The organism is Thermoactinomyces mirandus, assembly GCF_013868055.1.
GTDB lineage: Bacteria > Bacillota > Bacilli > Thermoactinomycetales > Thermoactinomycetaceae > Thermoactinomyces > Thermoactinomyces mirandus.
The window spans coordinates 66,174-88,696 of sequence record NZ_JACEOL010000006.1; the positions used below are offsets into that span (position 1 = coordinate 66,174).

The 22,523-nt window shown below is 46.6% G+C and carries 30 protein-coding genes; 7 read left to right on the forward strand and 23 right to left on the reverse strand.

Annotated elements, in window-relative coordinates:
- Positions 1-156: 156 nt before the first annotated feature.
- The 5 genes from H2C83_RS02350 to H2C83_RS02370 are packed head-to-tail and all read right to left on the reverse strand — an operon-like array spanning position 157 to position 4,983.
- Positions 157-1,692: an acyl-CoA carboxylase subunit beta gene (locus tag H2C83_RS02350; RefSeq protein ID WP_181737376.1), complete on the reverse strand. Its 1,536-nt coding sequence runs from the start codon at positions 1,690-1,692 to the stop codon at positions 157-159.
- Positions 1,693-1,713: 21 nt separating this feature from the next.
- Entirely contained in the window at positions 1,714-2,490 is a 777-nt protein-coding gene (locus H2C83_RS02355; RefSeq protein ID WP_181737378.1) for an enoyl-CoA hydratase-related protein, read from the reverse strand.
- Positions 2,491-3,402, reverse strand: a complete 912-nt coding sequence (locus H2C83_RS02360) for a hydroxymethylglutaryl-CoA lyase (RefSeq protein WP_181737380.1) — start codon at positions 3,400-3,402, stop codon at positions 2,491-2,493.
- Between the two features lie 25 nt (positions 3,403-3,427).
- Positions 3,428-3,640 carry an acetyl-CoA carboxylase biotin carboxyl carrier protein subunit gene (locus tag H2C83_RS02365; RefSeq protein ID WP_181737381.1) on the reverse strand — a complete coding sequence of 71 codons (213 nt, stop codon included), beginning with the start codon at positions 3,638-3,640 and terminating at the stop codon, positions 3,428-3,430.
- A gap of 17 nt (positions 3,641-3,657) precedes the next feature.
- The gene (locus H2C83_RS02370) at positions 3,658-4,983 is read right to left on the reverse strand and encodes an acetyl-CoA carboxylase biotin carboxylase subunit (protein WP_181737483.1); all 1,326 of its coding nucleotides are present in this window, start codon (positions 4,981-4,983) and stop codon (positions 3,658-3,660) included.
- Between the two features lie 169 nt (positions 4,984-5,152).
- Here H2C83_RS02370 and H2C83_RS02375 point away from each other — a divergent pair, with 169 nt between their 5' ends.
- Positions 5,153-5,626, forward strand: a complete 474-nt coding sequence (locus tag H2C83_RS02375) for an N-acetyltransferase (RefSeq protein ID WP_181737383.1) — start codon at positions 5,153-5,155, stop codon at positions 5,624-5,626.
- Positions 5,627-5,703: 77 nt separating this feature from the next.
- Here H2C83_RS02375 and H2C83_RS02380 read toward each other — a convergent pair whose 3' ends face one another.
- The gene (locus H2C83_RS02380; RefSeq protein WP_181737385.1) at positions 5,704-6,288 is read right to left on the reverse strand and encodes an RsfA family transcriptional regulator; all 585 of its coding nucleotides are present in this window, start codon (positions 6,286-6,288) and stop codon (positions 5,704-5,706) included.
- Between the two features lie 199 nt (positions 6,289-6,487).
- Complete coding sequence (locus tag H2C83_RS02385) at positions 6,488-7,255, reverse strand: enoyl-CoA hydratase/isomerase family protein (RefSeq protein ID WP_181737387.1); 768 nt, start codon at positions 7,253-7,255, stop codon at positions 6,488-6,490.
- A 109-nt stretch (positions 7,256-7,364) separates the two neighbouring features.
- Here H2C83_RS02385 and H2C83_RS02390 point away from each other — a divergent pair, with 109 nt between their 5' ends.
- Entirely contained in the window at positions 7,365-7,592 is a 228-nt protein-coding gene (locus H2C83_RS02390; protein ID WP_181737389.1) for a DUF2626 family protein, read from the forward strand.
- Positions 7,593-7,669: 77 nt separating this feature from the next.
- On the opposite strand, the gene fabV is transcribed toward H2C83_RS02390, so the two are convergent.
- Both fabV and H2C83_RS02400 read right to left on the reverse strand, forming a co-directional pair.
- Positions 7,670-8,869, reverse strand: a complete 1,200-nt coding sequence (fabV, locus tag H2C83_RS02395) for an enoyl-ACP reductase FabV (RefSeq protein ID WP_181737391.1) — start codon at positions 8,867-8,869, stop codon at positions 7,670-7,672.
- A 3-nt stretch (positions 8,870-8,872) separates the two neighbouring features.
- On the reverse strand, positions 8,873-9,991 hold the full coding sequence (locus H2C83_RS02400; protein ID WP_181737393.1) for a class I SAM-dependent methyltransferase: 1,119 nt from the start codon (positions 9,989-9,991) through the stop codon (positions 8,873-8,875).
- A 362-nt stretch (positions 9,992-10,353) separates the two neighbouring features.
- On the opposite strand from H2C83_RS02400, the gene H2C83_RS02405 reads away from it, so the two are divergent.
- Positions 10,354-10,491 (forward strand): hypothetical protein, encoded by a 138-nt coding sequence (locus tag H2C83_RS02405; protein ID WP_181737395.1) that lies wholly within the window; start codon positions 10,354-10,356, stop codon positions 10,489-10,491.
- Positions 10,492-10,521: 30 nt separating this feature from the next.
- On the opposite strand, the gene resA is transcribed toward H2C83_RS02405, so the two are convergent.
- From resA to H2C83_RS02435, 6 genes are all read right to left on the reverse strand, one after another.
- On the reverse strand, positions 10,522-11,046 hold the full coding sequence (gene resA, locus H2C83_RS02410) for a thiol-disulfide oxidoreductase ResA (protein ID WP_181737397.1): 525 nt from the start codon (positions 11,044-11,046) through the stop codon (positions 10,522-10,524).
- Between the two features lie 38 nt (positions 11,047-11,084).
- On the reverse strand, positions 11,085-11,798 hold the full coding sequence (locus H2C83_RS02415; RefSeq protein ID WP_181737399.1) for a cytochrome c biogenesis CcdA family protein: 714 nt from the start codon (positions 11,796-11,798) through the stop codon (positions 11,085-11,087).
- 63 nt (positions 11,799-11,861) lie between these two features.
- The gene (locus H2C83_RS02420) at positions 11,862-12,002 is read right to left on the reverse strand and encodes a hypothetical protein (RefSeq protein ID WP_181737400.1); all 141 of its coding nucleotides are present in this window, start codon (positions 12,000-12,002) and stop codon (positions 11,862-11,864) included.
- Between the two features lie 52 nt (positions 12,003-12,054).
- A complete protein-coding gene (locus H2C83_RS02425; RefSeq protein ID WP_181737402.1) occupies positions 12,055-12,237 on the reverse strand; it encodes a hypothetical protein in 183 nt (60 codons plus the stop codon).
- Between the two features lie 289 nt (positions 12,238-12,526).
- Positions 12,527-13,099 carry a TlpA family protein disulfide reductase gene (locus H2C83_RS02430; RefSeq protein WP_181737404.1) on the reverse strand — a complete coding sequence of 191 codons (573 nt, stop codon included), beginning with the start codon at positions 13,097-13,099 and terminating at the stop codon, positions 12,527-12,529.
- 116 nt (positions 13,100-13,215) lie between these two features.
- Entirely contained in the window at positions 13,216-13,851 is a 636-nt protein-coding gene (locus H2C83_RS02435) for an MBL fold metallo-hydrolase (RefSeq protein ID WP_246333689.1), read from the reverse strand.
- Positions 13,852-13,960: 109 nt separating this feature from the next.
- Here H2C83_RS02435 and H2C83_RS02440 point away from each other — a divergent pair, with 109 nt between their 5' ends.
- Entirely contained in the window at positions 13,961-14,536 is a 576-nt protein-coding gene (locus tag H2C83_RS02440; protein ID WP_246333690.1) for a YhcN/YlaJ family sporulation lipoprotein, read from the forward strand.
- Positions 14,537-14,678: 142 nt separating this feature from the next.
- Positions 14,679-14,846, forward strand: coding sequence for a DUF2197 domain-containing protein (locus H2C83_RS18420; protein WP_181737406.1), 168 nt, complete (start codon positions 14,679-14,681; stop codon positions 14,844-14,846).
- On the opposite strand, the gene H2C83_RS02450 is transcribed toward H2C83_RS18420, so the two are convergent.
- From H2C83_RS02450 to H2C83_RS02475, 6 genes are all read right to left on the reverse strand, one after another.
- Positions 14,828-15,112, reverse strand: coding sequence for a hypothetical protein (locus tag H2C83_RS02450; RefSeq protein WP_181737408.1), 285 nt, complete (start codon positions 15,110-15,112; stop codon positions 14,828-14,830). The two genes, H2C83_RS18420 and H2C83_RS02450, sit on opposite strands and share 19 nt — an antisense overlap.
- A gap of 36 nt (positions 15,113-15,148) precedes the next feature.
- Positions 15,149-15,457 carry a YlaH-like family protein gene (locus tag H2C83_RS02455; RefSeq protein ID WP_220183962.1) on the reverse strand — a complete coding sequence of 103 codons (309 nt, stop codon included), beginning with the start codon at positions 15,455-15,457 and terminating at the stop codon, positions 15,149-15,151.
- A gap of 4 nt (positions 15,458-15,461) precedes the next feature.
- Positions 15,462-16,292, reverse strand: a complete 831-nt coding sequence (locus H2C83_RS02460; protein WP_181737412.1) for a deoxyribonuclease IV — start codon at positions 16,290-16,292, stop codon at positions 15,462-15,464.
- 65 nt (positions 16,293-16,357) lie between these two features.
- The gene (locus H2C83_RS02465) at positions 16,358-17,095 is read right to left on the reverse strand and encodes a glycerophosphodiester phosphodiesterase (RefSeq protein WP_181737414.1); all 738 of its coding nucleotides are present in this window, start codon (positions 17,093-17,095) and stop codon (positions 16,358-16,360) included.
- 135 nt (positions 17,096-17,230) lie between these two features.
- Positions 17,231-18,718 carry a leucyl aminopeptidase gene (locus H2C83_RS02470; protein ID WP_181737416.1) on the reverse strand — a complete coding sequence of 496 codons (1,488 nt, stop codon included), beginning with the start codon at positions 18,716-18,718 and terminating at the stop codon, positions 17,231-17,233.
- 273 nt (positions 18,719-18,991) lie between these two features.
- Positions 18,992-19,183 (reverse strand): YkzI domain-containing protein, encoded by a 192-nt coding sequence (locus tag H2C83_RS02475; protein ID WP_181737417.1) that lies wholly within the window; start codon positions 19,181-19,183, stop codon positions 18,992-18,994.
- Between the two features lie 99 nt (positions 19,184-19,282).
- On the opposite strand from H2C83_RS02475, the gene H2C83_RS02480 reads away from it, so the two are divergent.
- A complete protein-coding gene (locus tag H2C83_RS02480; protein ID WP_181737419.1) occupies positions 19,283-19,507 on the forward strand; it encodes a hypothetical protein in 225 nt (74 codons plus the stop codon).
- Positions 19,508-19,978: 471 nt separating this feature from the next.
- A complete protein-coding gene (locus H2C83_RS02485) occupies positions 19,979-21,451 on the forward strand; it encodes an aminotransferase class I/II-fold pyridoxal phosphate-dependent enzyme (RefSeq protein ID WP_181737421.1) in 1,473 nt (490 codons plus the stop codon).
- A 38-nt stretch (positions 21,452-21,489) separates the two neighbouring features.
- Here the strand turns inward: H2C83_RS02485 and H2C83_RS02490 are convergent, their stop codons facing one another.
- Both H2C83_RS02490 and H2C83_RS02495 read right to left on the reverse strand, forming a co-directional pair.
- Positions 21,490-21,756, reverse strand: a complete 267-nt coding sequence (locus H2C83_RS02490; protein WP_181737422.1) for a hypothetical protein — start codon at positions 21,754-21,756, stop codon at positions 21,490-21,492.
- Positions 21,757-21,852: 96 nt separating this feature from the next.
- Positions 21,853-22,473: an acetate uptake transporter gene (locus tag H2C83_RS02495; protein ID WP_376766325.1), complete on the reverse strand. Its 621-nt coding sequence runs from the start codon at positions 22,471-22,473 to the stop codon at positions 21,853-21,855.
- Between the last annotated feature and the right edge of the window lie 50 nt (positions 22,474-22,523).

The following is a 22,523-nucleotide window of genomic DNA, read 5'->3' on the forward strand; positions in this document are numbered from 1 at the left end:
AAAAAGGCAAATTCCCGTTTTCATATATGATCGTACATACCGTTTTGGACATAACCTGTGTCACAAAAATAGAGCCATTATCATTTAAATGGCTCTATCTTCTTATATCATAACGTTTTCCTGTCTGATTTTCATCGTTTTGTTTCCGGTTTGTTGTTATACGGGATAAACGGGATGTTTCCGTTCGCTGAAATGAAGTTGCTTGCTTTCATAAGCGGACAACCGCCGGCTCAGTTCGTTCCGCAAATCATCGGGAGAAACAACGCCATCTATCACCAGTTCGCTTGCCAAACGGTAAATGTCAATATCCCGTTTGTATTCTTCCCGCTTCTCCATAACGAAACGGGTGCGTTCCGGTTCTTCCAGTTCCTGAATTTTGTTGCTGTACACCGCATTTACTGCCGCTTCAGGCCCCATCACGGCAATTTGCGCAGTAGGAAGCGCCAGACAGCAATCCGGCTCAAACGCGGGGCCGGCCATCGCATACAATCCGGCTCCATACGCTTTTCGAACAATGACAGAAAGTTTGGGAACACTTGCTTCAGACACGGCGGAAATCATTTTGGCCCCATGGCGAATGATTCCGGCCCGCTCTACTTTGGTGCCGATCATAAACCCGGGTACATCGGCCAAAAACAGCAACGGAATATGATAAGCATCGCATAAGGTAATGAAACGGGCGGCTTTGTCGGCGGAATCAACAAACAGGACGCCGCCTTTCACTTTTGGCTGGTTGGCCAGAATTCCAACGACACGTCCGTCTATCCTTGCCAGTCCCGTAATGATTTCCCTGGCAAACAGTTTTTTTATCTCATAGAAAGAACCTTCATCCACCAGGCTTTCGATCAGTTCCATCATATCAAACGGGGTATTTTGATGATCCGGCACAATCTGTGAGATGGGGCGCGCCTTTTCCGATGGAGGCCTGGCTTCAGTTTTGGCCGGGCTTGCCTGGTAATTGGCCGGAAAGTAGTTTAGATACCGGCGCGCCGATTGAATCGTTTCCTCCTCTGAATCAGCGAGCACGTCTCCGCATCCACTGATGGTGCAATGCATCCGCGCTCCTCCCATTTCCTCCAGTGATACTTTCTCCCCGATCACCATTTCGGCCATCCGCGGAGAACCAAGATACATGCTGGCATTTTTGTCAACCATAATCACAATGTCGCAAAAAGCGGGAATATACGCCCCTCCGGCGGCAGAAGGTCCAAACAGCAGACAGACCTGCGGAACCATTCCAGACATCTTCACCTGATTGTAAAAAATGCGTCCGGCTCCCCGTCTGCCGGGAAACATTTCAATTTGATCCGTAATTCGTGCTCCGGCAGAGTCAACCAGATAAATCATCGGCACTTTCAGTTTCATTGCTGTTTCCTGGATGCGAATTATCTTTTCTACCGTCCGCGCTCCCCAAGAACCGGCCTTTACCGTTGAATCATTGGCCATCACGCAAACGGTTCGGCCGCCCACTTTCCCGATCGCCGTAACAACCCCGTCTGCCGGCAGATTGCCTGCCTGGAAATTGGCGAACAACCCGTCTTCCAGTTGAAAATCATCATCGAACAACAATTTTAAACGATCCCGCACAAACAGTTTCTTTTGCTGCTTCAATTTCTCATGGTACTTCGGAGCGCCCCCGGCAAGCGTTTTTTCTATATGTTCACGCAACTGTTCCGTCAATGATTCCTTCATCAAGGTCCCCTCCCCAAATCGTTATTCTCCCGTATAACGGGGTTTTCTTCTTTCTTTAAACGCAGCCAGCCCTTCCAACCGGTCTTTCGTAGGAATCAATGTTTCATAGGCTTTGGTTTCCAGGGCAAGCCCCGTAGCCAATTCGGTCTCCACCCCCTGATTGATGGCAAACTTGGCCTGTTCCAAAGCAAGCGGTGCGTTTTCCGCAATCTGTCCGGCCCACGCCAGGGCGGCTTCCAGCCCTTTTCCTTTGGAGACAACTTTATTGACCAGTCCCCATCTTTCCGCGTCGGTCGCCGTAATCTTCTGTGCAGTAAAAATCAATTCCTTGGCCTTCGCCTTCCCGATCAATCGCGGCAGGCGCTGGGTTCCCCCGGCTCCGGGAATGATTCCAAGCGAGGTTTCGGTAAGGCCCAGCGTCGCCGTTTCCTCTGCCACGCGCAAATCACAGGCAAGGGCAAGTTCTGTTCCGCCACCTAAAGCAACACCGTTTACAGCCGCAATCACAGGCTTTGGCATTTGCTCAATGCGCGTAAATGTGTCGCGAATCAAACGAAGATAACGGCGAACCTCCTGCTGACTCATCGCGCGTCGCTCTTTCAGGTCAGCGCCGGCGCAAAACGCTTTTTCACCTGCACCTGTTATAACCAGCGCCCGAACCCGGGGCTGGTTTCCCAGCTCTCCCACCAGAGCAGACAGTGCTTCCAAAGCCGCCTTGTTTAACGCGTTATATACTTCAGGACGATTGATGGTTACAATTGCAACATTTCCTTTCCATTCTGTCAAAACAGGCTCCATTTATTGACCCTCCTTTTGTTTTTTCCTTTCAGCTGCGTAACTTTTCAGGAATTTGGAAGGCAGGGGCTTATTCAAATGTTTTTGCACATACAAACTGGTTTCACATAAACGGTTCAAATCGATTCCCGTTTTTACCCCGGATCGCTCCAGCATATAAACCAGATCTTCGGTGGCGAGATTGCCTGCAGCTCCCGGAGCATAGGGGCAGCCTCCCAAACCGCCAAATGACGTATCCAACGTATGGACTCCGGCTTCCAGGCAAACATAGGCATTGGCCAGTCCCGTCCCCCGCGTATCGTGGAAATGGCCGGCCAGTCTGGACGCGGGCAAAACTGTCAGCAATTCATTCAGTTTCTGTTTTACCTCTTGTGGCGCCGCCACCCCGATCGTATCTCCGAGTGAAATTTCATAAACTCCCATCTGAAGCAAATGTTCACACAACCAGGCCACTGTTTTTACAGGCACCTCTCCTTCATAAGGACAACCAAACACCGTTGAAACATAGCCACGAATCCGTTTTCCTTCCTGATGCGCCAGGTCAACCACTTCTTTCAGGACAGGAAGTGTTTCCTTCATACTCTTGTTAATATTCTTGCGATTGTGCGTATCACTGGCCGACATGAAGACGGCATATTCATCGACTCCGGTTTTTAACGCCCGTTCCAGTCCCTGGCGATTCGGAACGAGCGCTCGATAGGTTACAGGCAAATCCGGAAGATTGGAAGCCACAAGATCTGCATCGGACAACTGCGGAATCCATTTGGGATGAACAAATGAAGTAACCTCCAGATGTTTCACACCGGCTTCAGCCAAACGACTGATCAGTTCCCGCTTCAATTCGGCAGAAAGCATTGCCGGTTCATTCTGCAAGCCATCCCTCAGACCGACTTCCACAATTTTTACCTCTGCCACTTTTGTCCCACCTCTGCCTCATTTTTTATTCAAGCTCCAGCAAAACATCTCCGTCGCTGACAAATGATCCAACTTCCACTTTGATTTCCTTTATGGTTCCTGACTGTTCCGCCTGTAACGGTACTTCCATTTTCATCGATTCCAGGATGACCACATCCTGACCGGCTTCCACCCTGTCTCCCACTGAGACCAATATCTGCATTACAGTCCCGGCCATGCTTGCTTCTACTTTTGCCATTTTCCATCACTCCATTTTCAAATTTCGCTGATTAATTTTGTATGATACTGACCGCTCTTAAATGCGTCTGTCTCAAGCACCTTGACCAGAAGAGGGAGATTGGTCCTGATACCTGATACACGACAAGACCTGAGCGCTTTTTCCGCCCGCTCCAATACTTCTTTCCGGTCGCAACCGCTTACAATCAGCTTGGCAATCATTGAATCATAAAACGGCGATACTGTATTTTCCTCCTCAATGCCGGAATCTACACGAATTCCTTCCCCATCCGGAAAAAGACACTGTGTCACCTTTCCCGGAGAAGGCAAGAAACGTTCCGGATCTTCGGCATAGATGCGAAATTCCATCGCATGACCGCGACAGATCACTTCTTCCTGCCTTAAAGGAAGCGGGTTTCCTTCGGCCAAAGCGATCTGCCAATCTACCAGATCCACTCCGGCAATTTCCTCGGTTACGGGATGTTCCACTTGCAATCGGGTATTCATTTCCAAAAAATAAAATTGTTCTGATTTATCAACCAGGAATTCTACGGTTCCTACTCCGGTGTATTGCACTGCCCTCGCAGCCCGAACCGCAGCCTCACATAATTTCTTCCGTGTTGTTTCATGAATGGAAGGAGACGGACTTTCCTCGATCACTTTCTGATTTCTCCTCTGAATCGAGCATTCCCGTTCAAACAAATGGATCACATTTCCCCTTTCATCGGCAGCAATCTGGACTTCCACATGCCGCGCATCGGTAATCACCTTTTCCATAAACAGGCTATCATTGCCAAAATAGGCTTTTGCCCGCTGCCGCAAAGAGGAAAATTGTCTTTGCAAATCCTGTTCATCATCACAAACATGCATGCCAATGCCTCCGCCGCCGGCAATGGCTTTTACCATAACCGGATAGCCCAGGACAGCAGCCTGTTCCAATGCGTCCTCCACCCGGTCAATCCGGACGGAACCGGGAACAACGGGAACGCCGGCTTTTTCCATGGTTTGTCTTGCTGCAACTTTGTCACCCATTCGGGCAATTACTTCCGGCCGGGGACCAATCCACAGCAAGCCGCTTTGCAGCACTTTCCCGGCAAAAGTGCTGTTTTCCGACAGGAAGCCGTAACCGGGATGAACGGCATCGGCTTTCGTCTTTTTTGCTGCCTGCAAAATTTGTTCCATATTCAAATAACTTTTTGCTACTGGCGGGGGACCAATGCATACCGCTTCGTCAGCCATCTTTACAAATGGCATTTCCTGATCGGCTTCTGAGTAGACGGCAACCGTTTGCAAACCTTTTTCCCGGCATGTGCGAATAATACGGCAAGCAATTTCTCCTCGATTTGCAATCAATACTTTTTGGATCCGCATAGTCCACCTCGATTCTGAAAAGTTTAATAAGAATAAAATATGGATCTATTTTAAAGAGTTCTACAAAGGCTAAATTTTGTCCTTCTCAAAACAGGATAATGTTTTATGGTAAAATAAGATTGCAGGATTGCATATTGAATCAAAAATATAGGGGGTTCTCTGGATGAAGGCCTTAAAAGTCGAAAGGTTAAAGATTAATTACAAAACACTTGAGGAATTCCAACAATTCCACGAGGTCGGACTTCCGGAATTGTCCATGCTAGAGGATTTAAAAATGAATATGGTGGAGAACGATAGTCATTCCCCTTTTTATGGCATATACCAGGATGGACAGTTGGCTGCGCGAATCAGCTTGTATCGGGTGGATGCCAAGTATGACCGTTATTTTTTACCGCCCCAGGATTATTACGAAATCTGGAAACTGGAAGTTCTTGAACCCTTTCGCCATCAGGGAATGGGCACCGCCCTGGTCTCTTACGCCAAAAGCCTGGGTTTGCCCGTAAAGACAAATGCCCGTCATCGTTCCGATCCCTTTTGGGAAAAAATGGGCTTTGTTCCTGTCCAATACAATCCTGAACGGGATCGTGGAGAAAGCCCCTATGTTTGGTTGCCAAAAGGTGTTTCCCTGCAGGAGTAGGACAACGCCATTTTCAAGTTGAAAGACCCACATGGAAATGCGGGTCTTTTTTTATTTGTCAATCTGTCAACTCGTTCCTAATCTTTTTTCATTTTTACCTGGCTGTCCGGTGTTTCCTCCTGCAATACAGCCAGTTTCCGTGCCCTTTCCATGATTTGTACCAGAGTGCGGTAATCATCGTTCACAAGACGATAGTCACTTTTGACATGGCTTAACTGCTCCTTCATCTCCTGATTTTCCTGCTCCAGTTTTTTCAACTCCTGCTCACGTTCCTGCAGTTCCTTTTCCAGCTCTTTTTGCTGCCTTCTCAAATCATTGATTTCATTTTTATATTGCCGTAAAAAGCGAATCATATTTTCAATGGAATGAACCATATCGTCAGAAGAAAAGGAATCCCGCCCTGAGTGGTGTGCGGTCATTTTGCCCCGTTCCTGCAATTTCTTTTGCCGCTGCTGCTTGGCAATCTGAATGGCCGGTTCATACTTTTTGCGCACCGTACTGTTCCAGCGGAATCCGCAGGCGGCCGGCGTTCTCCCCAACTTTTCGGCCACTTCCTCAAAGGCGGATAATTGTGTTCCCCCTTCGCGAATATGCCTCAGAGTTACTTCAGCCAAAATCATATCATCATCGGGAGTCCAGGCATCCTGGCGTTTTACAGCCATAAAATGTACCTCCTATCCTATAAAACCCTCGCTGGTAAAACTTCCTTCACTTTACTGTATGCAATTGGTATAAATCATAGTATATGGATCTACTAATTTTTATTACCAGGTGAATGTAGAAGTATACCTTTTGTTCGGACACCGATTTCAAAATCGTCATGGATGCTGGACAAACGCTTTTATTAACTCTCCGGCCCGGTTATTTCTTTCGGGTACGCCCCAGAAATGCTTCCACCGCCTTCCGGTGTATGTCCGCTTCCCACAGGGTGGTACAGTAATCGGCCTCCTGCCACAATAGCTCATCTGAATGTTTCCCTTGTCTGACGGCATTTGCCAGCGATTTATAGCAACGGGTAACTTCCGGGGAAGCCTTGACAATCGACTGTACCAATTTTTCCGTTTCCTCCCGGAAAGAATTACTTTTAAACAGCTCGTCTACCAAACCTTTCTCATATGCTGCCTGAGCATCCAGTATTTTCCCGCTTAACAGCATGGATAACGCCCGGGACGCCCCGATTTTTTGCATCAGACGGCTTGCTCCTCCCCATCCGGCCGTTATGTGCAGATTAACCTGAATCATCCCAAACCGTGCCGATTCCGAGGCAAAACAGAAATCACAACTGGCCACAAACTCACAGCCTCCGCCTACCGCTGCCCCTTCTACCGCCGCAACAGTAACGAGGCGGGAGGTATGGATCCTTTCCAAAAGTTTTCCCATCCGTTCCATAATCGGCTGAATTTCTTCCTTTCGGGTCCTTTGATGAAACTCTGCAATATCTCCCCCGGAAAGAAAGGCCCGGCCATCTCCATAAAAAACGACCGCCTGCAATTGCGCATCTTTTTCCCACTTTGTCCAGACTTCTTCCAACTCTTCAATCATCCTTGAATTGACCGCGTTTCTGACTTCTGGCCGGTTAAAACGGATCCAGCCTGTCTTCCCGCTCCTGCGGGCTATGAGTGTCTGCATTTTTGTCATCCTTTCTTCGTTGCTTGCTAGCTGCAGTCTCTGCAGGTATAATGAAATTGTCATAAATTTCGATCATCAAAAAATGGATCATCCAGAAAGGAGAGAGATAATGGACCGTATGTTTCGGGTTCTGGGGTTCTGGACTTTTGTGATTGCCATCATGTTCCTGGCAGGCGATATGATTATTCCAGCAGCCCTTTTTGCAGTGCAAACAATCCTTTTTGTCGGATTGGGTTACATGCGACTCAACGAAAGAACCTACATGTATCTGTTTGGCGGATATATGTTTATCTCTTTCATCGGAATGGTTGGATATTCCACTTTCATGATGCACTAAAAAAGGCAGAAATGCAAAACCAACTTACGAAATATTTAGACGATAACATAAAAAGGAGCCCGGATACGGCTCCTTTTTCATGCCTTTTTCATGCTCGGAATTTCCACATTCGGGTCAACGTCAGCTTCATAATCGACTCCATCCGTCTCAAAACCGAACAGTTGGAAAAACTCGCGCCGGTAGCCTTCAATATCGGTAATTTCTTTCAGGGTATCCGATTCAACCCGGTTCCAGTTTTCCATGACTGCTTCCTGAATCTCCGACTTCATTTCCAGATCATCGATCCGGATACGCCCCTGATCGTCAACCGGTACCGCCCCCGATTGATAAAGCCGGTCTGCAAACAAACGGTACATCTGACCAATACAGCCTTCATGCCATCCTTTTTCTTTCATGATCCGGTAAAGAAGCGAAATATACAGGGGAACTACGGGAATGGCTGCGCTCGATTGGGTTACAAGTGCCTTGTTTACAGACACGAAGGCCTGTCCATGCAAATCTTTCAATTTTCCAGCCAACTCATGGGCAGTTTTTTCCAGGTGGTCTTTTGCTTTCCCCACGGTTCCTTCACGATAGACAGGCCATGTCAGTTCCGGACCGATATAGGAATAAGCGACTGTTTTGACGCCTTTTGCCAGAACACCGGCTTCTTTCAGGGCATCGATCCACATCGCCCAGTCTTCTCCGCCCATTACCATAACCGTGTGGCGGATCTCTTCTTCCGTCGCCGGTTTAATGGACGTTTCAAACACTTCACCGGTATGAAAGTCAACGGTTTTATTGGTAAAGGTTTTACCGACCGGTTTTATCACCGACGAAAACAGTTCACCCGTTACAGGATGTAAACGCTTTGGAGCGGCCAGACTGTAAATGACCAGATCCACCTTTCCGCCCAGATCCTGTTTAATGCGACGAATGGTTTCTTCCTTGATTTCATTGGAAAATGCATCGCCATTAATGCTTTCCGCCACCAATCCCGCTTTTTTGGCTTCTTTTTCAAAAGCGGCCGTATTGTACCATCCTGCTGTAGCTGTCCGGTTTTTCACACTCGGTTTTTCAAAGAAAACCCCCAGTGTGTCTGCTCCGGCACCAAAGGCAGCCACAATCCTTGACGCCAGACCGTAACCGGTCGATGCGCCAATGACCAGCACCTTCCTGGGCCCGTCCACTTTAGGCTGGCTTTTTACATACTCAATCTGTCTCTCCACTTGTCTGGCACATCCGACCGGATGGGCTGTTGTACATATAAAGCCGCGAAACCTCGGTTTAATAATCATCTTTCAACCTCTTTCATTCATTTTTGTAAGTGGCAAGTTTTTTGTCTGGACCAGAACACGAAACACTTCCCCCATCGTTTCAGGATGAATCAACTGTTTAATGGCCCGAATCCGTTTCGCCTCCTTGCCAAACGGATCCCTGACCGGTTCTGCGGGCAAAAAATTCAAAATGCCCGCGTTCATCAGGAACTGAAACTGGGACAAGAACTGACAGGGCGCCAACCCCGCTTCCAATCCCCACTCAATCAGGTGGGTGAAATTGACATCATATGTAAGATCCATCCCGCCCGGGGTATCGTAAAATTCATCGCATACCTGATGCCCGCGAAAACCGCGAATCGTTCTCTGTTTCTGCAGCAACTGTTCCTGGAGCCCTCCGTAATCAATGGTAAGCAGCACACCTTGCTCCATCCAGTCCGCGATTTCCCGCAGCCAGTCACGCGCTGCCAGACAAAGGGCCATCTCGCTGCCTTCGTTAAGCTGCATCAGCCACTGGCCCAATTTTCCCCGATTCCATTTGTCTTCAGGCAATGGAAGCCATGTTTCCCGCAAATACGGTTTGCTCTCTGAAAGCGTCACATAAGCCTCCAACAATTTGCCTTGTTCTTTTTTTATCCGATGTACAGGGAAGGCGTCAACCAGTTCATTACTGTAAATAAATGAGAATGGACTCGCCGGAACGTCACTCAGGCGATGGACCAGCTGATAATTGACGGGAGACGCAAACAGCCTTTCTTTTTGTAGACGCTGGTGATAAGGGCTGGTTTCCACCAGATAAAAAGAAACTTTGTCCGGCGATATCCCCATCTCGACCAGTCCCTGGCCAAACTGTTCCGCAATCCGTCCGTCTCCTGCTCCCATTTCCACAATCGTCCAGTCTGTCAAAGAGCCGTATTCGTCAAGCCAATTCCCGAAAAAGCGGCTCAAAACCTGTCCAAACAGCCTGCCAACATGGGCATTGGTGAAAAAATCACCGCTTTTGCCCAATTTGTCTGTTTCTTTTTGATAATATCCCCACCTGGGGTGATATAAGGCTATTTCCATATATTGTCGAAAACTGATTGCCCGGTTCGGAGTTGATTTGATCTTCCAAATCAACTCTTCGCGCAAAGAAACGCCCATTTTCAACTCCTCCAGCTGCAAATGCCCCTTTTTCGTTGCCTGCAGCGCCCCTCATATTTATGTGAAAAGAAGGAAGGAAAAAACAACACCAATTTTCCCGGATATCAGTGAGATTCCAGCTTTTCACGAAACTAAAACTTTTTCAGTCACTTGCAGCAGGCAATTTTTCATCCGGGAAGTTCCGTCATGAACTTTCCGGATTCCGTTTCATATCGACCCAGATTTCCCTGCATTCCCTGATGTAATGCAGTCCACTTGTATGAAGTTAATCCTTTCTTTCATGCCGTATCAGTAAACTGTTATCTGTCCATGAGCCCGGTCCGGTTCATCATGCCACCCACAAGATTACAATTTTCAAATTCATGATTGCAAGGATCATCGTGGCAAATGCTGCGGCTACCACTTCTGCACACGAGCAGGAGCTGCTTCTCTTTAACCGCATCCAATTCATGAATCCGGCTCTCCAGATCATCGACCGGAATATCGATGCTTCCCGTTGAACCGTTTGGACTGCTCCTTAACTTACATTTTTATAACATCGGAAGAATGTATTGGTGCAACTGGCCGAGATGGAGTGGTCCTTCCACTTTATTGCTGATTTTCCCGTCTTTGTCAATAAAAAATGTACTTGGAATCGGCCCAACCTGATAAAGCCTTGTTACATCACGGTTCCGGTCCAGCAAAACCGGAAAGGTCAGGCCATATTGATCAGCAAATGAAGAAACCGCCACATCGGTTTCGGCGATATTGACAGCTAACACAACAAAGTCTTCTTTATGGTAATTTTCATATGCTTTCTGAAGTGCCGGCATTTCCGTCCGGCAAGGCTCACACCAGGTTCCCCAGAAATTTAACAAGATGACTCTGCCTTTAAAGTCACTCAATTTTACAGTTTTTCCATCCAACGTTGAAAGTTCAAAATTGGGTGCCTTTTCTCCTGCTTCCACCAGGTTTTTTTTATCCTGGGCCACAGTCTGATATAAAGCATAACCGATTAATCCAAGCAGAACAAGGAACAAAATGCGCCGCACCCAATATCTCGTATTTCGGTTCATTCCCTCACCTGTCTTTCCTTTGCAAAGTGTACCCCAGATCAAAATCCTTGAAAACCGGCAATCTTGGATAACCAGACCGTAAGTGCGGTCATTTGGTCAGTATATAGCAAAATTCCAAGCAAGATCATCAGGGCACCGCCCCACTTCATCAACCTCTCTGAATACTTCAAAATAAAGCGGGTTTTTCCGATAAAAAAGGCCATGACAAAAAAAGGGATGGCAAACCCGAGAATGTACGCGGTCACATAAAAAAATCTCATTTCCGGATGAACGGCCGTCAGTGTGATAATTGCAGCAAAGATGGGACCGACACAGGGAGTCCATCCCGCCGAAAAGCCAATCCCGACCAGCATGGAGCCCAAATAGCTGACCCCTTTTTTCGAAGTCTGCCATTTATACTCCCGCATCAAAAAAGAAGGCTTGAATACCCCCAGCATGATCAATCCCATGGCCGTAATCAGAACGGCTCCCAGCATCCGGATCAGATCTTGATAATCCCGAAAAAACGTGCCAAACCAGCTTGCACTAAAACCAATGGCATAAAATACGGCGGAAAAGCCGGCAAGAAAAAAGAGGGTATGTAATACGGTCAGTTTGACCACTTCTTTGGAGCGGCGTTTTTCTTTCAGCTGGCTGACGGACACCCCTGTAATGTAGGAAAGATAAGAGGGATACAACGGCAGGCAGCAGGGAGATATAAACGAAAGAACCCCCGCCCCGAAAGCCAGCCACCAGGAAACCTGTTCAACCATGATTTTCCCCTTTCCGTTTTTTTACCGAACTTTTGCTTTTCATCAGTCTCCGGCATATTATAGTCAGCATTGATCTTGACCGAATACTTCTTCAAAGGCAAGGGCCAGTTCCGGGTGCATGAGCCAATAGAATTTTCCTCCCTTGTAGTAGCCCAGGAAAGGAACACGCCACCATTTCTTTTGGCCACATTCGTTTACTGGCACCCGGGCACCTGTTTTTTTATCACGAGCTTGCCGAAGTTGGCGACCTGACTGTTCACATATTGAACGGCCTGGCCACCTTCAGCTTTGCTGCAATATCAAAAGCACAGATCCCGGAATAATTGCTCTCGTATACAATTTTCAGAATTTCTGTATAAGGTTCCTTGCTTACTTCACTATCTGCAAGCAATTTGAGCCATTCTTCGAAACTGATTTCCAAAGGATCATTATAAAGCATAGGTACTCTCCTCTGAGAAGTTTTTATTTTTTTACAGGTGAACAGTGGTTTTCAGATATTAGGCTAAATATCCCTGTTCCTGGCACATTAACAATTTGATAAATATTATATCAAAATTTGAGTGATTGTTATCACAGTTATGTATTTGAATAACGAACAGAAATTTTTTATTTTTTATTTGGTGTTTAAACCCTTTTTGGCTACCCGACAGCATGAATCCCGCCGATATGACTTCGGTTTGCCGTGTAGCCAAAAATTCTTTTTCACATGAATGTTATCCGTGTTGTGGTCAATGCAGTACTTCTTTAACTGCGGAAAAAAGCTGTTCTTCTGAAATCGTCCCCATAAACTGATGAACAATTTTCCCGTTCTCATCCACAATAAAGGTGGCCGGGATACTGAACAACCGGTATTGGTCAATACCGACAACCGAACCATCCTGCAAGCGGTCCAAAACCACCGGGAACGTAAACCTGTTCTTTTTCAGATACGATCCGACGTCCTCTTCTTTGCTTTCCATTGCAGTCTGATTCACCATTATTACGTTAATCTCGTTATTATACTGCTCGTACAGTTTTTGAAAATAGGGCATTTCATATTTGCAAGGCGGACACCAGGTTGCCCAGAAATTGACAACGGTCGGCTTGCCATGATTCCGATAAAGCTCCAGTTCCTCCCTTGACAGGGTTGGCAGCTTGAAATTGGGGGCACAGTATCCTTCCGCCGGCTTGGTTTCACCCTGGCACTCAACCCGTCCCATGGATGCAGCCGGATTATCCCTTGCGCCACGAACCGTCATGAAGATGGCTCCGATGACAGCCGCCAGTAAAACTCCCACAATGGCAATTTGACGTTTACGCATCTGTTTACGGCTCCTTTTCAAACGATCTTGTTTTCTTTTGCCGGAATTGAGTCTGGTGTCGGGGAAGCGGTTTTCAATCCGCAAAACCGCTTCCCTTTACAGATTTGCCTCCAGTCTTACAGCATGCCGGTCACAAACGGATTATATGCCTGTTCCCGTCCAATAGTTGTTTCCGGACCATGTCCGCACAAAACACGGGTTTCCTCGGGCAATTCCATGATGTGATCATGCAGGGTGCGCATCAGTGTGTCATGATCGCCTCCCGGCAAGTCGGTACGGCCAATCGAACCTTTGAACAGGACATCGCCGCAGAAAATAACAGATCCCAAAACATAAGTGACACTGCCTGGCGAATGTCCCGGCGTATGCATCACTTGCCAGTCCTGCCCAAGAAAGAAAAGCTGTTCGCCGCCCTTCAGGGAATAGTCAGCCGGACCACACTGAATCGGGGGGATTCCAGCGAAAAGGGATGAACCGTTTTTCTGCGGATCGCCCAACCAGTCTGCCTCCAGTTCATGCACATATACAGGGGCTTTTGTCAAAGCCCGAACCTCCCGGATTCCTCCGATATGGTCGAAATGGGCATGCGTTATGAAAATCGCCTCAATCTCAAGCCCCAATTCCTGAATCCTCCTGACCAGAGCAGCGGGCTCCATGCCCGGATCAATGACAACGCCGTGTTTGTCCCCGGGATTGTACAACAAATATGTATTGGTCATCACCGGGCCCAGTACCAAAGATTCGATGATCATCTTTTCACATCCCATCTGATTCATACTTATTAAATTTATTCTACACTGAAATGATCAATTTCAGCAAAATATACATGGAAGTGCATCTTTGCGGGCAAAATAAGCGCAAATGAATGGAAAGGAAGTTGAACGGATGACAACATGGACCAAAGTAATTTGCGGACTGATCTCTGTCATGTTGTTTCTCGGCGCCTGTTCGCAAAAAAACGAATCCCCCGCTGATGAGGCTTCGCCAAATGAAGTTCCGGAAACAGTCAGAGTTAAACAGACGGCGCCTGAACAGAGAAAAAACCGGTCACCCCAGGCTGTTGCAAACCGCCTGGTTCAAATCGCCAGAAATGTTCCAAACGTAACAGATGCGTCCGCGATTGTCCTGGGATCATATACGATCGTTGGCATTAATCTGGATCCGACGCTGGACCGCGGAAGAACCGGTACCATCAAATATACTGTCGCCCAAGCCCTTCATGAAGATCCGCAGGGAGCGCATGCATTTGTAACAGCCGATCCGGATCTTGTTCAGCGAATTCGTGAATTGAATGAGGATCTCAAGAACGGTAGGCCCGTCCAGGGAATCATGGATGAACTGGCAGAAATCGCTGCCCGCATTGTGCCACAGCCATCCAGGGAAACCGAAAAAAAGGAACAAAAACCTTCCCGGACAGATCAGGAACGTTTAAAATAGAAAAAAAGCAAACATCGGATTTTGCCGTGTTTGCTTTTTCTGCTTTTAACTTTTTTATCGATCGCTTGCCGGTTTGTTTCTATTAAGATCGAGATATAGTATACTACAAATGAACCATCGATCAATTAAAGGAAGATGCCCGATGAAAGTAGTCTGTATTTTATGTGACAAGGTTTTTCAGCCCGATTCGCGAACAGAGAAAAAAATAAAAAAATACCCCCATCGGCTCCAGCTCTGCCCTGAATGCCATGAGCGGATAAAAAATCAAGTTTTGGCGCGAACTGGAAAAAGTCAATCCTCAGAGGTTTGATTATATTTTGGTTCGGCCAAAATATCCCGGAGCAATTTCTCTGCGAACACTTTCGGAAATTTTTCTTCCTTTTCCTCACCCGACTGCTGATAACGAACCACGTATTGATCCCCTTCTTTTTGTTTTTCCAATTGCTCCACACCATGATCTTCACGTAACATTTCTTCAAAAAACTGTACGGTTTCCCGCGCAGAACGATCACTTGGCCTGGCATCCTGCACGATCTGGATTTGCAGCCAGTTAAACAAACAATCTTTGAATTGCATAAGTAAACTCGCCTCGATTCTGCTCTGTGATGTTTTTTAACCTTCGTCCTGTATACTTCTTTTTTCCTTTTTTCCGATCAGGTACAGCCTGATTCGGGCGAGGGCAAGCAGCAGCACGGTAACCATTAAAACAGGAATAATTGGCAATTCCATATAATGAAACAACGTGAGAAGCAGGCAGCCGGCACCCAGTGACAGGTACACAAGCACCGTTTTCAAGACAGGCAGCCGGACCGCAAAAACCGCTTTGTATACAACGGCTGTCAAAACGAAAATAACCAGGAACGTACCGGCAAACGAATGAGAATGCAGCCATTCATTAAACCACGCCAGCAACAGACCCACCTCTTTATCCTTTCAGTTCATGAAGATACCTGATTTCCTCCGCGTATTCCTGTTCATCCTCTACCGGTGTTTCCAGCACCACCGGCAATCTTTTAAACCGTGGCTCTCTCAGGAACAGTGACAAAGCTTGTGCCCCGATTTCCCCTTTTCCAATCTTCTCATGGCGATCCTTTCGGCTGCCCCAGGGAGCTTTGCTATCATTAAAATGGATTGCCACCAAATTTTCAAGATATTTGGTTTCTTCCATTTCATCCACCAAATCGGTAAATGTTTCCTCCGTCCAGATTCCGGCTGCAAAAGCATGGCAGGTATCAAAACAGAAACCGACTTTTTCCGGTTTGTTTACAGCCTCGCGGATTTCAACCAGTTCCCTGATCGACAGCCCCAGTTCGCTGCCCTGTCCGGCCGTGTTTTCCAGCAACAGCTTCGTATTTCCTTCATATTCATCCAAAATCAGATTTAACGTTTCAACCATTCGGCGACGCCCGTATTCTTCGCCTTCCCCGACATGTTTTCCACAGTGGACGACCGCTCCTGCTGCTCCATACGCGTCGGCGATGGCAAGATCTTCCTTGATCGAACGGATTGTTACTTCGTGCAGATCCGGTTTGGGTGTGGACAAATTGGTGATGTATGGTGTATGGCAAACAAGCGTGATCCCTTGCTCCCCACAATATTGTTTTCCTTTTTCCGCATCGGCCCGGTTCAACTTCTTCGGACGCAACCCGCGCGGATTTTTGGTAAAGACCTGAAAGGCATCAGCACCCAATTCATGTGCTCTTTTTGCCGCCTTGTAAAATCCTTTAGCTACACTGATATGACAACCAATTTTCATTATCTTCTCCTCCTGTAAAGACAAAAAGCGCCTCTTTGCCAGGCGCCGTTTCCGTTTTCATTTTATCATTTCCCGTCACCCGGCAGCAACCGTCTCAGGCGATCCGGGTAATTGGTGATAATCGCATCTGCTCCGGCACTGATCAGACATTTCATATCCTCTTCTTCATTCACTGTATAAGGACGAACCCTGATGCCATGTCGGTGGCACCCGGCAACAATTTCTTCTGTAGCAGCCAAATAGTGGGGATGGATGGCATCAACCCCCAGATACCCGGCGTATACCCATGGGTCAACCATTCCGCAGGCATAAAGGGCCCCCACTTGCATGGCGGGGCAGATTTTTTTAACCAATTGCAGCGAGTCGTGCCGAAAAGAAGAGAGAATCACACGGTCCTGCATTTGAAATCGTTCCACTTCCCTGATGACTTTCTGTTCCAGGCCGGGATACGGAATGATGGTGTTTTTCAGTTCAATATTGACTGCCAGATCGCTGTCACCCACCAGTTCCAGCACTTCAGCCAGTGTCGGGACGGTTTCATTCTCATAATCTTTGCCAAACCAGCTTCCATTATCCAGCTGTTTCAGCTCGGCCAATGTCAAATCCTTGATCCATCCGCTTCCATTCGTGGTACGGTCCACTTTTTCATCGTGCATGACAATCAGCTCGCCATCACGGCTTAAATGGACATCAAGCTCAATTCCGTCCGCCTGCGCTTCCAAAGCTTTCTCAAACGCCGCCATCGTATTTTCCGGGGCAATTCCCGAAAAACCGCGATGGGCAAATACTTTTGTCTGACTCATCCCGACCTCTCCATTTCAAATTTGTAATGCGAAACAAGCGTTTCTTTTCTTATATTCACCCATTCACCATGTTATCCATAACCCCAAAAAAAGAGCCAATCACCCCCGGATTGACCCTTTGGCAAACATACCTGTTTAACATCTCATGGCAAGTTGAATCAGGGTTCTGGCCATGACGCCCGTAGCCCCCTTTACGTAAATTCCTTTTTCTCCCGGAACTTGTACCGTTCCGCCAATATCCAGATGTACAAAAGGAGTATCTTCCGCAAAGGCCTTCAGAAACATTCCCCCCTGAATGGCACCGGCAGGATGGCCTCCTTCGTTTTTCAAATCGGCAATGTCGCTTTTCAGATACTCCTCATATTCCTCATACATCGGAAGTTCCCATACCCGTTCACCGGCAATGCGTGCTGCCGCTTTCACTTCCTTGGCCCATTCTTCATCGTTGGTCATCAGGCCGGTTGCTTCATGTCCCAAAGCAACGCCGATTGCTCCGGTCAATGTAGCCACATCCACCATTTTGGTCACACCCAGCCGTTTGGCATAACTGATGGCATCAGCGAGAATAATTCGTCCTTCCGCATCAGTATGGTGGACTTCTATCGTTTTCCCGCTAAAGGTGGAGATGACATCACCAGGCCGGTATGCCTGTTTGCCCACTCCGTTTTCACAAGTCGGGACGATGGCAAGCACATTTGCGTGCGGCTGCAGTTGACCAACCGCATCCATTGCAGCCAGAACGGCAGCTGCCCCGGCCATGTCATCTTTCATCTCATCCATGCCTTGGGACGGTTTAATTTGCAATCCTCCTGCGTCAAAAGTGACTCCCTTGCCGATCAGCCCAAGAATTTCCTTGCTGTCAGAGGATCCCTGATAGGATAAAACAATCATGAAGGGATCATGGGCCCCGGCCTGTGCCACGCTTAACAAAGCATGCATCCCCAATTCCCTGAGCCGGTTTACATCAAGGATATCCGCTTTCAATTTGCGTTTTTCCGCAATCTGTCTGGCTTCTTCTGCCAACTTGGCAGGGGTCAGCCGATTGCTTGGTTCATTTACCAGATAACGGGCATAATTTGTCGCTCTGGCAAATATTTGTCCCCTCTCCGCACCGGCTTCAAACGCCGTCTCTCTCAAAATATTGTTGGAAATCCATACGGATTCGATTTGTTTTTTCTTATGCTCCCTTTTATACGCATGATGTCCATATGATCCGAATTCAACGCCTTCCACAATGGATTGAACCACATCCACGGCATTGTATCGCTCTATAATAAAAGAAGGACAACCAATTCCCAAACTTTTTACTCCCTTGTTTTTTGCAGCGCGCGCCACTGATGCTACAGCATTTTTAAATTTATGCAAATCCAGTTGACTTTCTTTGCCCAATCCAATGACAAAAACACGTCCGGATGGAATCTTTCCCCAGTTGTGAAGTGCTGTCACCTCATTCAGTTCTCCAGTAATTTCTCCCAGCGAAATGAGGTTGGAAATCCTGAAACCGAGAGCCTCATCAATTTCCCGGGCTACTCCCAGGGCCGACTCACGTTCCTGATAATGAAACACAACAATTGCGTCTGTAGCCAATGAAGCTAACGGTTCTCTGGTCAATTTCCATTCCATGGTTACGCCTCCCCAATTAGGTTGTGTGTCCTTCCGAAAAATAGGAATGTGTAAGAGAACAACAAAAATTCTTCGGTCGATAACAATTTTTCCATGTAACACTTTCGACAAATTTAAATTATATTCCTGTTTGATTAAAATAGACGAAATTGTTTAATAACAATGGGTTTAGCCTATTTATACAATATTAGATAATTAATAATTATTTAAATTGGGGAACATCGCTTCATAAATAATAGACCCACATTTTTGCGGGTCTTTTTCCTGACAGGTTTATAAAGCTTCCAACATCATCATCTCTTTTCTGATTTCCTCCAGACGGGCCTTGCACTGGTCAATCTTGTGGGGATGGTTTTCCTTCAAGGCATCATAAAGCTTTGCCAACTCGTAGTCCAATTCCATCCTTAAAACCGGTATTCTCTTCTCTGCATCCCGACAACTGTAAGTCTTTATTAACTCCTCCATGGTTCCTGCACCCCTTATATTTAATTCGGGCTTTTGGTACCAGCCAAAAATGGGTTGCTTGGATACAGCATTGCCTTGAACTTCTTCAAATAAACCTGTATGGCAAATACACTCTTTTCTAAAAAAATTTCACAAATCCAGACAATGTCCGCCGCTTCACTTCCCGGAACAAACCCTGTAAAACGTTATAAAAACATCCTTTTCTTGCAGTCTGCTATAATCTATGCTAATAAACTAACAAACGGAACAGCACCAGTTCTGGCAAGCCATTTTTTTAGCCATAAATTTTCCCTGCCCGGAACCGTGGGTAACGGGATTCGTTAAATCACCGAAAACAAACCGAAAGCAACTTCCGGGACATTATATTGACACCCCGGAAACCTCAAACTTCAACTTGATTGTGTTTTCGCTGCTGAGTTATTTTTGGGGCTTCCACAAATCTTTTGTGAGAACAAAAAGGGGATCACTTCCATATTTCTGAAGACATACCATCCCGGCAATCACTCTCAAGCAGAAACGGGACCCCGAAAAAGAAAGTGAAGCATCTGAAAATGAAAAAGGCGGCGGAATAATACTGTACGAACGCCAGGAAGCATCCACCTTTCAGACACTTCTTCCACTGACCGGCTGGCTGTCTTCACCCAAGTTTTTCGCTCTGCCTGCAATCCGGTCATGGAACCTGTTGCAGGCTTTTTTCATCTGTCTGTGATCGGCAGAAATTTTTTCTTTTGTTTAAGAATGATTTTTGTTATACTATCCGTCGTGCACGATTACTCACAAAGGCAGGAAACGGCAATGAATGGAAGACAACAACGTACACCGCTATTCTCAAAACTAAAAGAACATGCCCGGAGAAATCCTTTTCAATTCCATATTCCGGGGCATAAAAAAGGGCAGGGAATGGACCCCGAATTTCGCGACTTTATCGGGGAAAATGCTTTATCGATCGACTTGATCAATATAGAACCCCTGGACGATTTGCACCATCCTCACGGCGTAATCAAGGAAGCTCAGGAATTGGCTGCTGAAGCGTTTGGCGCGGACCATACCTTTTTCTCCATCCAGGGAACAAGTGGAGCCATTATGACCATGGTCATGTCTGTCGTTCATCCCGGCGAAAAAATCATTGTCCCGCGCAATGTCCATAAATCAGTGATCTCCGCCATTATTCTGGCAGGAGCCCGTCCTGTTTTTGTCCATCCTGAAATGGACAGCCGGCTGGGAATTGCCCACGGAATTACCGCCTGTCAGGTAAAAAAGGCACTGATGCAACACCCTGACACCAAAGCAGTACTGGTGATCAATCCAACTTATTACGGGATAGCCGGCAACATTCGCGAAATTGTGGAACTCGTCCACCAATACCAAATTCCCGTATTGGTGGATGAAGCTCATGGGGTGTTGACGCATTTTCACGAACGGCTGCCCATATCCGCGATGGATGCCGGTGCGGATATGGCGGCAACCAGCGTACACAAGTTAGGCGGTTCCCTGACACAAAGCTCCGTTCTCAATGTTCGTGAAGGGCTGGTTAACCCTCATCGGGTACAGGCCATGATCAGCATGTTGACCACAACTTCCACTTCATATCCTTTGCTGGCCTCTCTGGATGCTGCCCGCCGCTATCTGGCTGTCAATGGGCACCGCATCATTGAACGGACACTTGCCCTGGCAGACATGGCCCGGAAACGGATCAACGAGATTCCCGGACTTCATTGTATCGGGAGGGAATGGCTGGGAAGTGATGCCTTGTATGATCTGGATGAGACCAAATTGCTGATCCACCTGGAAAACATGGGCATTACCGGGTATGACGCAGAAAAATGGCTGCGCGAAGAGCATAATATTGAAGTGGAGTTAAGTGATTTGTATAACGTTTTGTGCCTGATCACCCCCGGTGACACAGAAAAGACAATTCTCCCCTTGGTAACAGCGCTTCAGGATTTGTCCAACCGTTTTTACCAGCCTGAAAAACCGGCTCGTGTCCAAATCCGGACACCGGAAATTCCGGAACTGGTTTTATCCCCCCGTGAAGCATTTTACAGCCGGACTGTTTCAATCCCGCTTCAGGAAGCGACAGGCGAAATCAGTGCGGAATTTATCATGATCTATCCTCCGGGAATCCCCGTTCTTGCGCCTGGTGAACGAATTACACCGGAAAATATTGATTATATCAAAAAACATATCCTTGCCGGTTTGCCCGTATTGGGAACGGAAGATCCCGACGTTGAAATGATCCGGGTTATTCGGCAAGAAAAGCGGCCGTAATCCATGGCCGCTTTCTTTTACAATTTATATCATGCTATTCATGCCATACTTTCTGCTTTTTCCGACTCCAACCAAGCAATTACTTTATCATGCGAATTGCATACAATCGTTCCCATCAGATCCCTCTCAAACCGTATCGGCATTAAATGACGAGTTTGGCTTTTATTAACTGATCCACGTCTTACGCTCCATGAAAGCATGTTCCATGCCCTCCGCATCGTCAGTTTTATCGTTCGAATCAGTTCCCAGTGTTTTTTCAAATCAAAAGCATGTTTATTAAGCGCCCATTCTCTTTCACGGTGCACTTCTGAAAATCCTGATCTGATAGTCACATATCAATATTGATTTTAATAAAACACCCGGAATAAACTTTTTATTCTTCAATCAAATTAATTTACTTATTATTTTTTAAATATCCCAAAAGGCTTTCCTACAGGTAAAAACGGTCTTCCAAAGTGTTGATTTAATACAGCTGCAGCAGAACCGTAGAAAGAAAAAACGGATATTAAAAATTCTGAAATCGCCGCCATTTTATGTGCAACCTGGCCACCAATTCCAAAAGAATCAAGAGTTAATCCTAACATCAATAAATCTATAAGAAAAAAGATTAAAAATAATACTTTATGTGTTTCCAAAGCTCCGATCGTCATAAAAACAGTAAATATCAGGTATCCCAAAAATACAAACCCAAACTGTTTTGGATCCGCCGCTTGTGCAAGACTTTGTCCAAACACTCCTGCTTTGATTAACCATGAAGTTGCCACTCCAAACCAAAAAAGCGCAAAAGCACCAAAAGCAGTTGTGCCAAAAGTGTTCTGTCTTTTAGAATCGTTGATACATGCAAATAATTGGGCAAATCCTCCCAAAAATATTGCCCAGGGAATAACGAATGAAACATCGCTTGTAATTCCGAGCTTTTGTGAAGATGCTACCAGGGTTACCAGAGCTAGTCCAAATAATCCCAAGGCCGATGGGTCACTGTTGGCTATTTGAACGTTATGTGTTTGATTGGAATTCATTATGAATCCTCCTAAAAAAATGTTTATTAAAAATAATAACAATATTTTTCGTT

Coding starts and splice junctions, on each gene's coding strand:
- H2C83_RS02350 (WP_181737376.1), bottom strand. CDS start 1,692: ATGAAGGAATCATTGACGGAACAGTTGCGTGAACATATAGAAAAAACG.
- H2C83_RS02480 (WP_181737419.1), top strand. CDS start 19,283: ATGGCAAATACACTCTTTTCTAAAAAAATTTCACAAATCCAGACAATG.
- H2C83_RS02405 (WP_181737395.1), top strand. CDS start 10,354: ATGATTGCAAGGATCATCGTGGCAAATGCTGCGGCTACCACTTCTGCA.
- H2C83_RS02485 (WP_181737421.1), top strand. CDS start 19,979: ATGAATGGAAGACAACAACGTACACCGCTATTCTCAAAACTAAAAGAA.
- H2C83_RS02425 (WP_181737402.1), bottom strand. CDS start 12,237: ATGCTTTATAATGATCCTTTGGAAATCAGTTTCGAAGAATGGCTCAAA.
- H2C83_RS02355 (WP_181737378.1), bottom strand. CDS start 2,490: ATGGAGCCTGTTTTGACAGAATGGAAAGGAAATGTTGCAATTGTAACC.
- H2C83_RS02475 (WP_181737417.1), bottom strand. CDS start 19,183: ATGGAGGAGTTAATAAAGACTTACAGTTGTCGGGATGCAGAGAAGAGA.
- fabV (WP_181737391.1), bottom strand. CDS start 8,869: ATGATTATTAAACCGAGGTTTCGCGGCTTTATATGTACAACAGCCCAT.
- H2C83_RS18420 (WP_181737406.1), top strand. CDS start 14,679: ATGAAAGTAGTCTGTATTTTATGTGACAAGGTTTTTCAGCCCGATTCG.
- H2C83_RS02430 (WP_181737404.1), bottom strand. CDS start 13,099: ATGCGTAAACGTCAAATTGCCATTGTGGGAGTTTTACTGGCGGCTGTC.
- H2C83_RS02465 (WP_181737414.1), bottom strand. CDS start 17,095: ATGAGTCAGACAAAAGTATTTGCCCATCGCGGTTTTTCGGGAATTGCC.
- H2C83_RS02440 (WP_246333690.1), top strand. CDS start 13,961: ATGAATGGAAAGGAAGTTGAACGGATGACAACATGGACCAAAGTAATT.
- H2C83_RS02400 (WP_181737393.1), bottom strand. CDS start 9,991: ATGGGCGTTTCTTTGCGCGAAGAGTTGATTTGGAAGATCAAATCAACT.
- H2C83_RS02390 (WP_181737389.1), top strand. CDS start 7,365: ATGGACCGTATGTTTCGGGTTCTGGGGTTCTGGACTTTTGTGATTGCC.
- H2C83_RS02450 (WP_181737408.1), bottom strand. CDS start 15,112: ATGCAATTCAAAGATTGTTTGTTTAACTGGCTGCAAATCCAGATCGTG.
- H2C83_RS02375 (WP_181737383.1), top strand. CDS start 5,153: ATGAAGGCCTTAAAAGTCGAAAGGTTAAAGATTAATTACAAAACACTT.
- H2C83_RS02365 (WP_181737381.1), bottom strand. CDS start 3,640: ATGGCAAAAGTAGAAGCAAGCATGGCCGGGACTGTAATGCAGATATTG.
- H2C83_RS02385 (WP_181737387.1), bottom strand. CDS start 7,255: ATGCAGACACTCATAGCCCGCAGGAGCGGGAAGACAGGCTGGATCCGT.
- H2C83_RS02415 (WP_181737399.1), bottom strand. CDS start 11,798: ATGGTTGAACAGGTTTCCTGGTGGCTGGCTTTCGGGGCGGGGGTTCTT.
- H2C83_RS02460 (WP_181737412.1), bottom strand. CDS start 16,292: ATGAAAATTGGTTGTCATATCAGTGTAGCTAAAGGATTTTACAAGGCG.
- H2C83_RS02470 (WP_181737416.1), bottom strand. CDS start 18,718: ATGGAATGGAAATTGACCAGAGAACCGTTAGCTTCATTGGCTACAGAC.
- resA (WP_181737397.1), bottom strand. CDS start 11,046: ATGAACCGAAATACGAGATATTGGGTGCGGCGCATTTTGTTCCTTGTT.
- H2C83_RS02380 (WP_181737385.1), bottom strand. CDS start 6,288: ATGGCTGTAAAACGCCAGGATGCCTGGACTCCCGATGATGATATGATT.
- H2C83_RS02435 (WP_246333689.1), bottom strand. CDS start 13,851: ATGATCATCGAATCTTTGGTACTGGGCCCGGTGATGACCAATACATAT.